At 66.6% G+C, this 16753-nt stretch carries 5 protein-coding genes; 3 read left to right on the forward strand and 2 right to left on the reverse strand.

Annotation, left to right across the window (positions count from 1 at the left end):
- Nucleotides 1–1020 precede the first annotated feature (1020 nt).
- Both AC3RJ6_RS05320 and AC3RJ6_RS05325 read right to left on the reverse strand, forming a co-directional pair.
- A complete protein-coding gene (locus AC3RJ6_RS05320; RefSeq protein WP_491425846.1) occupies nt 1021–2091 on the reverse strand; it encodes an ImmA/IrrE family metallo-endopeptidase in 1071 nt (356 codons plus the stop codon).
- 46 nt (nt 2092–2137) lie between these two features.
- Complete coding sequence (locus AC3RJ6_RS05325; RefSeq protein ID WP_491425847.1) at nt 2138–2863, reverse strand: hypothetical protein; 726 nt, start codon at nt 2861–2863, stop codon at nt 2138–2140.
- Nucleotides 2864–3244: 381 nt separating this feature from the next.
- On the opposite strand from AC3RJ6_RS05325, the gene mobF reads away from it, so the two are divergent.
- From mobF to AC3RJ6_RS05340, 3 genes are all read left to right on the forward strand, one after another.
- Nucleotides 3245–6691 carry a MobF family relaxase gene (gene mobF / locus AC3RJ6_RS05330; protein WP_491426234.1) on the forward strand — a complete coding sequence of 1149 codons (3447 nt, stop codon included), beginning with the start codon at nt 3245–3247 and terminating at the stop codon, nt 6689–6691.
- 316 nt (nt 6692–7007) lie between these two features.
- Nucleotides 7008–10166 (forward strand): LamG-like jellyroll fold domain-containing protein, encoded by a 3159-nt coding sequence (locus tag AC3RJ6_RS05335; protein ID WP_491425848.1) that lies wholly within the window; start codon nt 7008–7010, stop codon nt 10164–10166.
- Entirely contained in the window at nt 10163–16753 is a 6591-nt protein-coding gene (locus AC3RJ6_RS05340; protein WP_491425849.1) for an RHS repeat-associated core domain-containing protein, read from the forward strand. Before AC3RJ6_RS05335 ends, AC3RJ6_RS05340 begins: the two co-directional genes overlap by 4 nt.

Below are 16753 nucleotides of genomic sequence, written 5' to 3' on the forward strand. Positions count from 1 at the left end.
GAACCACGTAGCTTGGAAGGAGGCGCCGCTATGGCTATGCGAGCGCAACCAGAAAGGTCAGGACCGACACTCGTCTCGCTCGCCGTTGCTGCGGGTGAGTTCGGAATCTCGATCAAGACGGTCCGCCGCCGAATTTCAGACGGAACTGTCCACGGGTATCTCGTCGGCCGGCTCATCCGCGTCGATCTCGAGGAGCTTCGCCAACGGATGCTTGTCGAGATCCCGACGAGGGAGCGAGTGGAGCGATGAGTTGAGGTGCGCGTTGCGCGAGGTCCTGTAGGACTCCGCCCCGAGGCTAGGGAAATCTCATCGCGCGCGTTCGGCCGGACCGACGCGACCCCCCTCGCGAACGAGATCAGGATCGAGACGGCCCTGGACCTGCTCGGTCACAGTTCGCCTGCGGTGACGAAGGAGCGCGACGCGGGGCCAGACTCCTCCGTGAATCCGTTGTCGGCACAGGCTACTGTAGCGGCTCGCGGCAGGGGCGTGCCCCCGTCGCGGTGGAAGCGGCTGCCGACCTTAGCGGCGCCCGATGCCTCGACTGCTTTTGCGGTGCCGCACCCGGTGCGGCGCCGTCCACGGTGCCGCGTCTGACGCGGCACCGTGTCGTCGTCGCGAGCCTTCCGGAGCAGAAGTTCTCGGTTCGAGTTCCGGTACACGGCTGATTCGGCCCAGACTCGGGTGAACGTTACCGGGATACACGGTGGTGCCACCGTGGCACCGCGTACTCCGCGGTTCGGGCCTGAACGTGCGGCGCCACCGGACCCCGGCCGGCAACGCCGCCCCCACGGTCGGTCGGCCGGACTCCCGGCGACCTCGCAAGCACTGAGTGCCAACGTCGAAAGAAGATCGTAGGTCTCCATGGGAGCTAGGTGCACACGTGCTCCCTGGTGCAGGACCCTGCGCATCTGCAGTCCGAAGCCCCGCGAACCCGAGCGTAAGCCCGTCTCAGGGTGCGATCGCGAGAATCGTGCTTGCCGTGGTCGGGGAGTTCATGTTGTCACTCTCTCTGCTGGAAAGCTATCCGAACACCGTCCATCGCTCCTCCGTACCGGCAGCGATGATCTCGTTAAACGTTGGGACGGGGAACTTGCTCGCGTTCGCCAGATAGTCCGCGTCGTAGCCCGCTCGAGCAAGGAGCTCCATCGACCGTCCCAGGGTCATCGGTTGTTCGCGTGGGCCGAGGTCGCCCCGCTCGGGGTAGCCCTCGGCTGAGAGCGTCTTGTTTGCGCGCACGTAGGTGGAGTCGGACCAGAGCTCGAGTCGATGCGCCCGAAACGCTAGCGCGCGTAGGCTCATCTTCCACTTCGCCTTCGCGACGAGGAGTTGCTGCCAGTCGAGACGTTTCGGAAGGTCTGCGAGAAGTTCACGGTCGGGGGCGAGGAACTGCGATGCAAACGTCTGCGCTTGCTCCTCGACGATCTTCGAACCCGGTTCGACATCAGGGTGCATTACGAGGTGCCCGAGCTCGTGCGCTGCGTCGAACCGTGAGCGTGCTCGGTCGTTCTTCGCCGGCGAGAGGAGCACGAGCGGGCGCCGCCCGGTATCCGTGGAAAAGGCGTCGACCTCGTGAGAGCTGATGCGTTCAGGCATGAGTAGGACGATCACACCGGCCGCTTCCATGGTGCGAACAACGTGTGCGATTGGGCCCGACGGTATGCCGAGTGCCTGCCGTGCGTCGTCGGCAATCTCACCGATTTCCACGGCGGAGATCTCACCATCGACGGGGTGGGTAGGGATGCTGAGCTCCGGGAAGTCCACGTAGTCTTCGAGGACTTGCACGACAGCGGCGCCGAGCTCAGCGAACGCGAGCGCCCGGTCGCGGCTGAGCGCAGGGGTCGAGCGGAGTGACCGGAAGTGCGCAGCGCCGGCCGGAATCCTCGAGACTTCCGCGCCGCGTTGGAGGAACTCGAGCGGTACCCCGAGGGCGAGGGCGAGCCTGCCCGCGACGATCTTCGTCGGACGATACTGCTCGCGTTCGAGTTGCGTGATCGCCGCCGCGGTGACGCCGGCTTCGGCAGCGAGCAAGGTTCGTTGTTTGCGCGCGAGCCGACGCGCCAGCGACAACCGATTGCCGTCGAAATCCTCCATTGCTCCTGACGCCCGGCGCGCGCGAGCGCGCATGAGGGCGTCGGACTCACTGGCCATCGGCTGCCTCGGCGACGTGCTGCTTCAGTCGGATGGGGACCTCAGGCTCAACGGTCTGTTCCGAGGCGGTTTCGCTGCCGACCACCGGGGCGGCCTCATTCTGCCGTTCGTCGGTCCAGAGCCCTTCCACGGCGATGACAGGGTTGCTGGCCATCGAGGGCACGATCATCCAACCCCTCGTGAGTGGCTGCTCGTTCAACAGCCCCGCCCAAACCAGGAAGAACTCGTTCAAATCATCCGGGTTGCCGACGCCCTCGAGGCCCATAGCGAACGGTTCCATGTTTGGTTCGATCTTGGGCGCGAGGTACGCCCGGTCGTTCGCGGCAGCGGACTCCTCACGGACCCGGCTCATTGCCTCCCACGCGAAATCATGGCCCCAGTCGGGGCGAAGCCGAGCGTCCAGGGGTGCCTTCACGATGTGGAACCGCAACTCGTCGAGCTCGATCAGCAGCGAGTTGTTCGGCGTGGTGACTTTCAAGCCGGTCGCCCGCCATGCGGGGTCGTCGCGCACACGGCGCTTGATCAGAACGGCGATGTTCTCTGCGCTCTGAATCGCGATGACGCGCGGCGTGTCTCCGGCCGCATCGTCGAAGCGAGTGACATTCGTGCTCCAAACACCCCGGATCAGCTCTGAGAGGAGATCGACCGCACCGGTAGCGCGGAGCTGTGCGACGGCATCGGCCAGGCGGGCCGCAGCTTTCGGATCATTGGTCATGACCATCAAGCTACCTGCAGCAACTGACACAGGAAAGGGGGCGCGCCGGAAGTAGATGCATGGAGGATCTGCGCAAATATTAAGCAGTTGTCCACTTGCGCCACTTCAGCTCTGGTGGCGCCGACTCGCGGACATCGTCCGGCAGCGTCGGCCCGCAGTCAAGAACTGAATCGCTCCTTACGAACATCAGTACGACGCCACTCTGCACCTCAGTGCTGTGATCTGCAGAGCCCCCGAAGAGGTCCAAGTAGACCGTCCGACGCGCAGTAGTCACGTCAGACCCAGCCCAGGAGTCCTGGCGAGCCGACTCGCCACGCCTCTTGCAGTTCGAGGGCGCGCACCTTGTCGGCGTGATCGGGGGTGGTGCGGGTGACGGTGTCGATGCGGGTGATGAGCGCGGGCGACGGGTACCGGTATCTGCTTCGCACGGTCGTTGCCAATGACGGTGACCGGTCGCTTGCGATGCCGTTGACGCGGTACTACGAGGCGAAGGGCACCCCGCCGGGGAGATGGATGGGTGCCGGCGTTCGAAGCCTCGCCGGTGGCCTGCTCCTGGTAGGCGATGAGGTCACCGAGGAGCAGCTTCAGCTCCTGATCGGGCTCGGCCGGGACCCGGTCACCGGTGATCCGCTTGGGCGCTCGTTCCCGCATTACGACGGGAGCGGCAAGCGTGCGGTGGCGGGGTTCGATTTCACGTTCTCGGTGCCGAAGTCGGCGAGCGTGCTCTGGGGAGTAGCGGATGCGGCCACGCAGGAGATCATCGTGCGGGCGCATCACGAGGCGGTCGAGCAGGTGGTGGCGTTCATGGAGCGCGAGGTCGCCGCAACCCGCACCGGCGTCGCGGCCGGTGACGGCGCGGTCGCGCAGGTCGACGTCACGGGGTTGATTGCGACGGCGTTCGATCATTTCGACAGCCGTGCAGGCGACCCGCACTTGCACACGCACATGGTGGTGAGCAACAAAGTGCAGACGGTGCTTGATGGCAGGTGGCGTTCGCTCGATGGGCGTCCGTTGCACGCCGCTGTTGTTGCGTTGTCGGAGCTGCACGAGACGCTGTTCCAGGATGCACTCACGCGTGCGCTCAGGGTCGAGTGGGAGCAGCGCGGCCGCGGCCGGGACCGCAACCCAGCGTGGTCGATCTCATCAGTGCCCGAACAGCTGGTCGCTGAGTTCTCGACGCGTTCGCACCACATCGACGCAGCGACCGATCGCCTCATCGCCGAGTACGTCGAAGCGCACGGCCATCGCCCGGGCCGGGCGACGATCATGAAGCTTCGCGCGCAGGCGACGTTGTCGACGCGGCCGGAGAAGCAGGTGCGTTCCCTGGCTGAGCTCACGCACGGTTGGCGTGAGCGTGCAACCGCGGTGCTCGGGCAGGATGCAACGGCATGGGCGCGCATCGCATCCGCCGACGTTGCACCGCGGCTGCTGCACGCCGACGATGTGCCGCTCGATGTCATTGCATCGCTCGGCGCATGGGTGTTGCATGCGGTGAGTGAGAAGCGTGCAACCTGGCGGCACTGGAACCTCGCGGCCGAGGCTGCACGCCAGACGATGCAGTACCGCTTTGCCACCGCAGACGACCGCGAAGCCGTCATCGGGCTGATCGTCGACGCGGCCGAGCGGGCGTCGTTGCGGATCACGCCGCCGGAGCTCGCAACGAGCCCGGCCGTGTTCCAACGTGATGACGGTACCAGCGTGTTTCGTCCGAAGCACTCGACGGTCTACACGTCTCAGGCGCTGCTCGACGCCGAAGCACGCCTCCGCGAACGGGCGGCGACCACGACCGGCCCGACGATCGCGGCGGCGACCCTGCGCGAGGCTGCCCGTCGACGACTGCCAGGTGGCGCCAGGCTCGGAGCAGACCAGACCGACGCGCTGCATGCGATCGTTGAATCGGGTCGCCTCGTCGATGTGCTCGTCGGCCCGGCCGGTGCCGGCAAGTCCACGGTGATGGGCTCCCTCCGCCGCGCCTGGGAGACCGAGTACGGTCGCGGGTCCGTGATTGGGCTCGCCCCGTCGGCGGCGGCCGCGCACGTGCTTGCCATAGATCTCGGCATCGCGACGGAGAACCTCGCGAAGTGGTGGCAGAACCACCTCGTCCACGGCGACGCATTCCGGGCGGGCCAGCTCGTGATCGTGGATGAGGCATCACTTGCGGGCACGCTCGCGCTCGACCGTGTCAGCAGCCTCGCCGCGCAGGCGGGCGCGAAGGTCCTGCTCGTTGGCGACTACGCGCAGCTGCAATCCGTGGACGCGGGTGCCGCGTTCGCCATGCTCGTGCACGACCGCCCCGACGCACCTGAACTCGTCGACGTGCACCGCTTCGTCAACGACTGGGAGAAGTCCGCATCATTGGGGCTGCGGCGTGGCGACGTGGCAGCCATCGACAGGTACCTCGCACACGACCGCGTACACGAGGGCGAGAGCGAGGTGATGGCGGATGCCGCCTACGAGGGCTGGCGCGCGGACGCCCGGGCCGGCCGGGTGAGTGTGCTGATCAGCGACTCGAACGAGACGGTCGCGGCGTTGAACGAACGGGCACGCACCGACGCGATCCTCGACGGCCGCGTCGACGCCCTGCACGAGGTCGCCCTGCACGACGGCACCCGTGCCGGGGTGGGGGACACGATCATCACCCGCTGCAACGACCGGCGGTTGCGTGCCGGCCGTGGATGGGTGCGCAACGGCGACCGATGGACTGTACTGGCCGTGCACCGACACGGTGCGCTCGAGGTCCGCAGGCACGGGCACCGGTGGGGGAGCAGCACCCTGCTGCCCGCCGAGTATGTGACCGAGCACGTCGAGCTCGGGTACGCCGTGACCGCCCACCGCGCCCAGGGCCTGACAACCGATACCGCGCACGTGGTCGTCGCCCGTGGCATGACCCGGGAGAACTTCTACGTCGCGATGACCCGCGGCCGCGAAGCGAACACCGCCTATGTTGCCCTCGCCCGGCCGGATGTCGCACACACCGGCATCCGACCCAGAGACGACGCCGACGCCACCGCCGAGTCGGTGCTCGCCGGCGTGCTCCAGCACGTCGGGGCCGAACGCTCCGCGCACGAGATGATCACGGCCGAGCAGGAGACGTGGGGTTCGATCGCGCAGCTCGCCGCGGAATACGAGACCATCGCCGCCGCCGCCCAACACGACCGATGGGTCGCACTCGTACGCAGCAGTGAGCTCACTGTCGAGCAGGCGGACACCGTCGTCGCTTCGGATGCGTTCGGCCCGCTCGGGGCGGAACTTCGGCGGGCGGAGGCACATGGCGCGGACGTCGCCCTGTTGCTGAGAAGGGTGGCTGGCGAGCGCGGGTTTGACGAGGCGGCCAATATCGCGGCAGTCCTGCGTGCACGGGTCGCGCGTGCCCTGATGCAGGATGCCGCGGCCGGACGTGCAGCGCACACGCCACGCTTGGTCGCTGGACTGTTGTCGGTCGCGGCTGGTCCAATGGATGCCTCGTCGCAACTTGCTCTAAGGGAGCGCGCCGATCTCATCGAGGCACGAGCAACGGCACTGGCCAAGCACGCGGTCACATCGGGGGAGGGATGGGTGCGTGCGTTCGGCACTCCGCCAACCAGCATCGCCGGGTCGCGGTGGTGGCGTTGCATGGCGACCGTCGCCGCGTACCGCGATCGCTACCAGATAGTCGGTGACCGTCCATTCGGCACTGGAGAACCAGTTTCAGCTACCCAGAAAGCGGACCGAGTGTGCGCTCGCGCCGCGTTCGAAGCCGCACTCCGGATCGCGGATGGCACCGACCTGCCGCAGACTCGCGGGCGGACTGTCACATCGCGCCTTCCGGCTATCGGTCTCTGGGTCTGAGCCCTGTCGTACCCCCCTGTTGGGATGTCTCCGCGAATCGGGATCCAGAGGCGGCGCAATGTCGACCCACTCACGACGGAATCGTCGTACACGACGCTCGTTGCCGCGGGACGTCGTAGACGTCCGACGCGCATTCGATTGTTCCGGAGGAACTTATCTCATTTCCATCTCGGTATCGACGTTTTGGTCAGCCGGTTGTTGAAGGGATGCTTACGATAGCGCTCGCGCTCGTGCTCGAACAACGGGGTTTCTGAGTTGCATGTCCGGCTGCGCGTCCTTTCGCGTTGCCGTCGTTGATGTCTCTCGGAGGTTCATCGTGGGTGTTGTGCGCCGTCTTTCGGCTGGCCGCGGCAAGTTCGTCGTCGCGGGCGGCGTTGCCCTCGCTGTGATTGCAACGACCTCGGTTGCGGTCGTACTCGGTGCGCATGATGCTGGCGAGCGGGCCGCTGGGTTTGATTGTTCGGAGCCGGTTGCTGAGAAGGCCGAGGTTGCTGGTTCAGCGGCGGTGGAGTGCGGTGTCGAGGTCGAGGTGCTGTCGGCGCGGTCGCCGTGGGAGTCGACGTATGCGATGCCGAATGGAAACTTGCGGTCGGTGATTTCGGCGGTGCCGTCGCGGGTACTGGTCGATGGTGAGTGGACCGGGTTGGACACGAGCATTGTTGCGGAGGATGCGGCGCCTGGGGTTGATGTCGAGTCCGGTCTCGATGCTGCTGCCGGGTTGGCGCCGATGCTGGCGCCGGTGTCGATGGTCACGGCCGCGGTTTCGCAGGAGTCGTCACCTCGGCCTGACGCGTCGGAGTCTGCTCCCGATGCCGGGGTGCTTGAGGTTGCGGCGCCGGTGTTCCCGATGGAGTTGAATGCTGGTGGTGCGGCGGGTGCGGGGGATCCGTTGGGGTCGATCACGCGCGAGGGTGACCGTTTGGATGTGTGGTTCCCGTCGGCGTTGCCGGAGGCGACGGTGGACGGTTCGCAGGCGGTGTATGAGTTGGCGGACGGGGTCCGTCTGGTGGTCTCGATCGCGGTGGACGGGACAGGGTTCGCGCCTGTGGTCGAGCTTGCGGATCCTGCCGCGGCGGCGAGGTTTATGGGGCTGGTTGATGCGCAGCGTGGCGCGGATGGCCCGGGTTCGGTCGGGGATCTTGTGTTTCGGACCGGTTTGTCGGACGGGCTCGAGTTGCGGGCGGAGCCGGACGGTGCGGTGTCGGTGGTGGATGCGGCGGGTGATCCGCAGTTCGTGTCGGCGCCGCCGATCATGTGGGATTCCGCGGGTGGTGACCTGGACCTTGCGGACACGGTGACGGAGGTCAGCGCCGGGGATCGGTCGGTGTCGCCGCAGATGGGGGATGTGATTACGGCGATGCCGACTCGGGTCGAGGGCACGAGCCTGGTGGTGACGCCGGACGCGGGCATGTTGTCGAGCCCGGGCACGGTGTGGCCGGTTTACGTGGATCCGGCGTTCAGCGGGCATGGGCCGGCGGAGTGGGTCGCGGTCCGCACAGGCGGGTACACGGGCACGTTGTACAAGTGGAATACGTCGGGGGGTGAGGGGACCGGGTATTGCACGGATGTGGACACGTGCAACACGGTGTTCCGGCAGCGGTTGTCGTGGGAGTTCACGGGGTGGTCCACGATCCGGAACCTGGATCGTGCGAACGTCGTCGAGGCGGGCTTCACGGTGAACGGGATTCATTCGGCAAGCTGCACGGCGACGACGACGGATCTCGTGTTGACGAACTCGGTGTCGACGTCGACGACGTGGTCCACGATCGGGGACTGGTCGGCGTACATCTCGTCGCGGACTGAGGCGCATAATGCGACGTGTTTGAACCGTGGGTATCGGACGTGGGATGCGACGGAGGCGTTGCGCCGGTACGCGGAGAACGATTGGTCGACGGTCACGATGGGGTTGAAGCCACGGGACGACTCGACGATGACGTCGTGGAAGCGGTTCGGGTTCGACGCGGAGATCTCGGTCGAGTACAACCGGCCCCCGGACAAGCCGACGGGCATGAAGATCGCCTCGCCGGCCGAAGTGTGCGCGACGGGGGCGGCGGATCGTCCGTTCATCAATGACACGACGCCGAAGTTGTCAGCCGTGATGAGTGACCCGGACCCGGGCGACACGATTCAGCCGGTGTTCGCAGTGGTTGAGACGGGCACGTCGAATGTGGCGTGGCAAAGCGCGACCTTGGCCGGGGTGACGGACAACCAGCCGAAGGAGGCCACGGTCGGCACGGCGCTTGCAGACGACACGTATTCGTGGCACGTCACCGCGACGGACGGAAAGCTATGGTCCGGATGGGGTGGATGGTGCGAGTTCACGATCGACTCGGTCCGTCCTGCGAAGCCGCCGAAGATCACCGCGGAGGAGAACCCGAGCACCGGGATCAAGGCGGTGTACACGTCCGGTGTTGAGCGGGGCGGCAGCGGGATGATGGGCAAGTTCAATTTCAGCCCGAACACGATCACGGACGTGGTGAAGTTCGAGTGGACGATCACCGGCCCGCCCGCCTCTGGGGGTTCGGATACCGGGTTCGTCGAGGTGGGGATGGGCGAGTCGGGAACGATCGATTTCACCCCGGTCGCAACAGGCGCGGCGACGCTGACGGTGAAGTCCGTTGACCGTGCGCAAAGCAAGTCCGACCCGGCGACGTACACGTTCGATGTGGCGGCGCCGCAGGAGGACGCGGTGTGGGCGTTGGACGGGTCGACGGTGAACACGGGGCCGGATGATGTTGGGTCGTTGACCGTCACCGGTGCGACTGCTCCGAGCTGGGTGTCGGGTCCGCATCAGTTGTTCGGGTCGCGTGACGGGGACAAGGCGTTGAAGTTCGACGGTGTCGACGACGCGGCGGTCAGTGGTGGCCCGGTCGTGGACATGCAGAACTCGTTCGTGGTGTCCGCGTTCGTACAGCTGGACCCGGCGATGGTCACGAACAACAAGTACGGTGCGATCCTCGCTCAGGATGGGGTGAACCTGTCCGCGTTCCGGTTGCGATACCAACCGACCGACAGTGTCTGTCTGGATGCGGATGGCGCGCCGATGACGGGGTGTTGGGAGTTCCTCGTGACCGGATCATCGAGTTCGTACGTCCGGTCGAAGGTGCCGGTGAAGCCGGGTGAGTGGGTGCACCTCGTGGGTGAGTACGACGCGGGCACCACGCCGGCGGTGCGGTTGCGGGTGTGCAGTATCGGCACGCCGGATGTGCCGGGTGATGGTGAACCAGTCGTGGCCGAGGGTGCCCGGGTTGCGGTGCCGTATGACACGGGCGGTGTGTTCACGGTCGGCCGGGCGCAGCATAACCGGGTGTCGGCGGATTGGTTCCAGGGTGTGATCGACAACGTCCGGGTGTTCTCGGGCGAGGTCCTGGATGACGCGAAGGTGCGCCGGTTGTGTCAGGGCGCTGAGGCTGGGGACTTCGGGACCGGGCTGATCGGTTTGAACGCGGTCGACCCGACGGTGAAGGACCAGTGAGCAAGAGCATGAGTAATGGATCGAACCTGAACATCCGCGGCGGGCTGCTGCGGGGCTTGCTGCGGCGTTCCCGGCTGACGCTGGTGGTTGCTGCCGGTCTTGCGGTGGTACTTGCGGGTGAGACGGTGGTGTTGAACTTCGCACCGACGGTTGCTGCGTTCGCAGCGACCGGGATCAACAACGAGTCCCGGTCGGGGAACCTGGCCGGGGTTGACGGGATCGCCCCTCCGGCCGCGGAGACGGCGGGCACGGTCACGCCGACCGCGGAGGAACCGGCGAAGCCGTTGGACCCGTTGGTGATGCCCAATGACCTGCCCGACGCCGTGTCGAAGCCCGTCGACCTCGCCGCGGCCGGTGGCGACCCGGTCGCGGTCGATCTGGACGGCATGCAGATCGAGGTCGCCCCGTCCGGGGGTACCGAGGCCCCGGACCTCGTCGAGGTCGCGGTGGCCGACCCCGTCGCGACGATCGATGCTGGCGTCACGGCTGGGGTCGTGTTGACGGTGACGGATGCGTCACCGGTGCAGATGCCGGGGCAGTCGGTCGAGCTGACGGTGTCGTACCGGGACTTCGCGGGCGTTGCGGGTGGCGATTGGGAGTCCCGGTTGCAGGCGGTGTGGATTCCGGAATGTGTCGACCAGACCGCTGCGGGGTGCACGCCGGTCCCGGTCGAGAGCACGGTCGACGCGGAGGCGGGCACCATCAGTGCCGAGGTCCCCGTCACCCTGACTGCAGACTCGAGCACCGAACCTGCACCGACGGCACCCGAGCCTGCTCCGACCGAGCCGCCGACGGCAACCGAGGCCCCCGATTCCACGGAACCGCCGGCCACGGAGACACCGGCGCCCGAAGCGGCGGCACCTGATGACACGCTGGTCGCACCGCTCGCTGCGGTGACAGGAGATGCCGGGTTGGGTGCCGGCCGCGGGTCGGTGCTCGCCGCGGAGGGGGCTTCTGGTTCGGCGGGCGGGTCGATGTCGTTCAGCGCCGGGTACGCGGGCGCGTTGGGCGACTGGTCCGCGACGGGGCTGGCCCAGTCCTCGACATGGGGTGTGGCCGGGGCGACGGGCGCGTTCACCTGGTCATACCCGATGCGGGTGCCGAAGACCGCCGCGGGCCCTGCCCCGGAACTGGCGTTGTCGTACTCGTCCGCCGTCGTTGACGGGCGGGTGCCGTCGACGAACAACCAAGCGGGCCCGGTCGGTGAGGGGTTCGACCTCGGGGCGAGCTTCATCGAACGCACCTACACCCGCTGTTCCGACGACGAGACTACGGGGGCCAACAACATCGACCTGTCTGCGCCCGACTTGTGCTGGGGCAAGGACAACGCGACCCTCTCGCTTGCCGGGTCCGGGTCCGAGCTCGTGAAGGCCCCGGATGGGGTGTGGCATCCCCGCCGGGACGACGGCACCCGTATCCGGCACGTCGGACCCGTCGGCGAGCCGGGCGAGTCGTGGGAAGTCACCACGGTCGATGGCACCCGGTACCTGTTCGGCTCCAGCGCGGCGTCGAAGTCGGCGTGGAAGGTGCCGGTGTTCGGCAACCACCCGAATGAGGCGGGGCACAATACCGAGTTCGCGGACTCGCATTCGCCGCAGGTCTGGCGGTGGAACCTCGACAAGGTGATCGACCCGCAGGGCAACACGATGTCGTACTTCTACGAGGAAGAGACGAACACGTACCGCCCCTTCTACGGGACGGCGAATCTGTCGTACACGGCCGGCGGCCGGTTGGAGCGCATCGAGTACGGCACCCGCGATGGCGGCACGGCGAAACCGGCGAAGGTCGAGTTCGATCAGCGGCCGCGGTGCATCACCGACCTCGCGAAACCGGACTCGTGGTGCCTGTCAACACAGACGTCAACGGGCGCGAACTTCTGGCCGGACACCCCGAAAGACCTGATCTGCACGGCGACCGCGCCGTGCACGACGTACGCGCCGACATTCTTCAACCGCACCCGGCTGGCAGGCATCTCGACGTTCGCGGATGCTGGGCAGGGGTTCGAGCCGGTGGACTCCTGGACGCTGAAGCAACGGTTCGTGCCGCAGGGCACCGGAATCGGGCTGGAGAACGCGAAGGGCATCATGCTCCAGCTCGGCTCGATCGAACACGACGCACTGGCCGGTGCCACGGATGTCACCACGATTCCCGCGGTCGAGTTCTCCTACACCGACACCGCGAACCGGGCGAAGAAGACGGGCGAGGCGTACGACCCGTTCATCCGCCCCCGCGTCTACTCCGTCCGCACCGAGGCAGGCGGCCGAATCACGGTCGCGTACGAAACCGGATGCAAGGACGGGGCGCTCCCTGCCGACCCGGCGACGAATGACCAGCTGTGTTTCCCGGTGAACTGGCGGCAGGGCCCGGAACAGACCGCCCGATCCGGGTACTTCCACAAATGGGTCGTGAAGACACTTACCGAAGGCCACACCCAGATCCAGCCCGGCACCCCCGAGCTTGCGACCGAGTCGTCCGCGAAGATCACGAACTACACGTACGGGCCCGCGGTCTGGGCAAAGCCCGACAGCCCGCTCATCCCCGCCGCGCAGAAGACGTACTCCGAGTTCCGCGGCGCACGGACCGTGACCACCACCCTCGGCGAGCCGAAGACCGCGGACGGCACGGTCAGCGTGGACTCGAAGACCACGACCACCTACTACACCGGCGTCGTCAAGGAACGTGACGCGGATGGGAAACCGATTCCGCTCAAGGGTGGGCCCGACGGGGCAGTCAAGGTCGTCGACGACGACACCCGATTCATCGGGCAACCGTTCAAGACCGTGACCTACAACGGCGACGTGCCCGTCAGCGAGAGCGTGACCGTGTACACGTCCGCAACGGCCGCGACCGATTCGGTTGGATTCGTGTCCACCCGGGTGGCCAGCGAGGAGACCCACGCCTACACCTACGACAAGGACGGCAAGGCGGCGGTCGAAGCGGAGACGGTGACCCGATTCAACGGGTACAGCCAACCCGCCGAGGTCGATGATTTCGGTACCGTCGGCGACGGTGCCGACAACATCTGCACCCGCACCACGTACGCGCACGAGTCGAACACCTCACTGAAGGACGCGCACCTGGTCGCGCTGCCCGCCGAGGAGAAGACGTACGCCCACCGGTGCAGCGAGATCCCCGAAACCCCGACCTCTGCTGATGTCGTCACCGGGTCAAAGACCACGTACGGGGCGACTGGCCTGCCCGCCACGACGCAGCCGGTCGACCCGGTCGATGGACTCGACTGGGTGACCGAGCCCACCACGTACGGGTACGACCCGCTCGGCCGGGTCATTTCGGTGACCGACCCGACTGGGAAAGCCACCACGACCGAGTACACCCCGACCGGTGCCGGGCTGCTGACCCAGACGAAGGTGACGAACCCGCTCGGGCACGCCACGACGACCGTCTACGACCCGCTGCTCGCGGTGCCGACGTCAACGACCGACGCGAACGGGCGTACCACGACCGCAACATATGACGCTTTGGGACGGCTGCTCACGGTCCGGTACCCGCAGCACCCGACCACACTGACCTCGCTTCCTTCGGTCGCGTACTCGTACACCGTGAAGTCGAACGGGCTGAACGCCGTGGTCACGAAGACCCTGTCCGTGGACGGGAAGAAGCAGCATACCTCCTCCGTCCTGTACGACGCGTTGCTGCGCCCGTTCCAAACCCAGACCGATGCCCGCGGCGGCAGCGGCGGCCGCGCCGTCACGCACACCATCTACGATGCGACCGGCCGTATCGTGGAGCAGACCGAACCCTGGCAGACCACTGGTGGTGCGTCCGCGACCCCGGTCGCGAAGGATCCCGACCCGTCGGGGACGACCACGTTCACCTACGACCAGGCCGGCCGCGAGACGGCGAAGACCTTCTGGATCGGGACGACCTCGAACACCGGCAACAAGAAGTGGAGCACCCAAACCGGCTACGACGGGGCGACAACCCTGATCGTGCCACCCCTGGGCGGGGTGCCGACCGCGACCACCGTCGACGGGCGGGGCCGCACGACTGCGCTGACCCAGTACCACCGCGACCCCGATACCCAAGCCGACAAAGACACCATCGGTGAGGTCCTCGGGCTCACGGGCACGACGACCACGTACACGTACAACCAGGCGGGCCTGCTCGCCGGGATGACCGACACCGGCGCCACCAGCGGGGCGGAGAAGAACTCGTGGTCGTACACGTACGACAAGCAAGGACGGCAGACCACGGCGGTCGACCCTGACGCGGGCACCACGACTACGACCTATGACGTCCTCGGCCGGGTCACGAAGCGTAAGGACGGCAACGGCCGGTTCCTCGGGTACACGTACGACGCGCTCGGCCGCACCACCAGCATCCGTGACCTGCCCGACGAGGCCACCGCGGTCACGGACGGCCAGGTGCGTGCGTCGTGGACGTACGACACCAGCCTGAAGGGGGTCCTCGGGTCCTCGACCCGGGTCATCGACGGGCAGAACTACATCAACCGAGTCGATAGTTGGGATGCCGCGTACCGGCCCACCCAGACCAGTGTTGTGCTGCCCGCAACGACCCAGTTCGCGAACCTTGGGTCGAAGACGTTCTCGACGAAGTACACATACACGGTCGACGGGCAGACGGCGAAGGTCACCTATCCTGCAGTCACGAAGACCGGGGTCACGACCGCGGTCCTGCCCGCGGAGACCGTGAACACCGTGTACGACAAGAACACGTCGCAACCGTCCTGGATGGGCGGCGGATTCGGGTGGGGTGTCTACGTCGCCTCCTCCGGGTACACGTACGACGGCAGGCCGGTGTTCATGGACCTCGGGAACACCTACGGCGGAGTCGTGTCGTACCTGTACGAGAACGGCACGAAACGCCTGCAGAACGTGCGCCTGGACCGGGAACGCATCGACGGCACCGAACTCGACGTCACCTACGCGTACGACGCGGCCGGCAACGTGACCAGCATCAAGGACGTCCCCACCAACGCGGGCCTCGCGGCGGACCCCTTCCGGGACAACCAGTGCTTCAGCTACGACGAGCTCGCGCGCCTGCAGACCGCATGGACTGCGAGAGACGCGAACTGCGGCCAAGCGCCCTCGACCGGGGCGATGGGTGGTGCAGCACCCTACTGGAACGACTACAAATACGACCTCCTCGGCAACCGCACGAGCCTCACCACGCACACCACAGCTGGCTCGACCACGGTCACGACGAACGCGTACGGCACCGGCGACGCCGGCCCCCATCAGCTCGTCACCTCGACCACCGGATCAACGAGTAACACGTATGCGTACGACGACGCCGGTAACCGTGTCACGAAGACCCCGACCAGTGGCGCCGCGACCACCTACGGGTGGGACGTTGAGGGCGAACTCTCCACCACCGGCGCCACGACGAACGCGTACGACGCCGACGGGAACCGGCTCCTCCGTACCGACACCACCGGGACCACGGTGTACCTAGGCGGGCAGGAAGTGCTGATCACCCCCGCCGGCGACGTGAAAGCCACCCGGTACTACCAGTTCGGTGGCAAGACGATCGCGGTCCGCACCGGGCGCGGCCTGAACGCGGTCACCTCACTCGTGACCGACCACCACGGCACCCCACTCGCAGCGGTCCCGAACGGCGGCAACCCAACCGGAACCCCGGTGAAGCGGCTGTACACCGACCCGTTCGGCGGCACTCGCGGCACCTCCAGCGCAAGCACCGTCCCGGGCGACATCCAATTCCTCGGCAAGAACCGCGACGCAGGAAGTGGGCTAACCCTCCTCGGAGCCAGGTACTTCGACGAAGAAGTTGGCGGATTCATCAGCGTTGACCCAATCCTCGACCTAAATGACGTGCAGCAATGGAATGGCTATGCCTACGCGAGCAACAGCCCGCTGACGTTTTCTGACCCGACCGGGTTGAGGCCAGAGGGAATGACCGGAAGCAAATGGGTCGCCGAAAAGCGTAAACAGTCAGCCGGCGGTGGGAGCAAGTCGACACAGACCGTTACGCCTCCGGTCTCGGCGAGCACGATCGCCATTCCCCTGACCACGCTCGCTACCACCATCGCGAAGCAGCGACTGGGACAGGCCGCGCTGGCCGTCGAAGCGGCCAACAGTTGGCGCTTGTTCGGGCGGCTGGGGCTGGGCGGGATCGGGCTGGGAATGGTCCTCTCGCTCGGCGGAAGCTCCACCGGCTCCGGACTCCCGCACGAGGAAACCAAAGATGCTGCAGAAGCAGCCGAGCAGAGCACCCCTGCCACCCCTCCGAAGCCCGACTGCGAACCAAACGACGTTCTCTGCATGCTCGGTGACATCCGCGCCAAGTCCGACACATCAACGAATGGCGGGCAGACACCTCCCAGTCGGCCAAACGGTGTGGACGAGACATGGGTTTCGCGGGTCGCTGATAACGGGAAGGGCACCGTGTGGCAAAAGCCAGGTTCCACTGGAAATGGCGATATGGTGCGTGTCATGCAGGCCACAGACCGTTACCCGAATGGGTATGTTCGTTTCTACAACTCAAACGGTCAGCCTATTAATCTCTCCGGGAAGCCAGGCCCAAATTCTGAGACGCATATCCCAATAGCCCCGAACGGTTCGTTCCCGCTACCCGCCGGGTGGTAA

This window comes from Agromyces cucurbitae (assembly GCF_058349945.1).

What these genes read in the sequence shown, in the direction of transcription:
- AC3RJ6_RS05320 (WP_491425846.1), bottom strand. Translation starts at nt 2,091, where the DNA reads ATGGAGGATTTCGACGGCAATCGGTTGTCGCTGGCGCGTCGGCTCGCG.
- AC3RJ6_RS05325 (WP_491425847.1), bottom strand. Translation starts at nt 2,863, where the DNA reads ATGACCAATGATCCGAAAGCTGCGGCCCGCCTGGCCGATGCCGTCGCA.
- mobF (WP_491426234.1), top strand. Translation starts at nt 3,245, where the DNA reads ATGCGGGTGATGAGCGCGGGCGACGGGTACCGGTATCTGCTTCGCACG.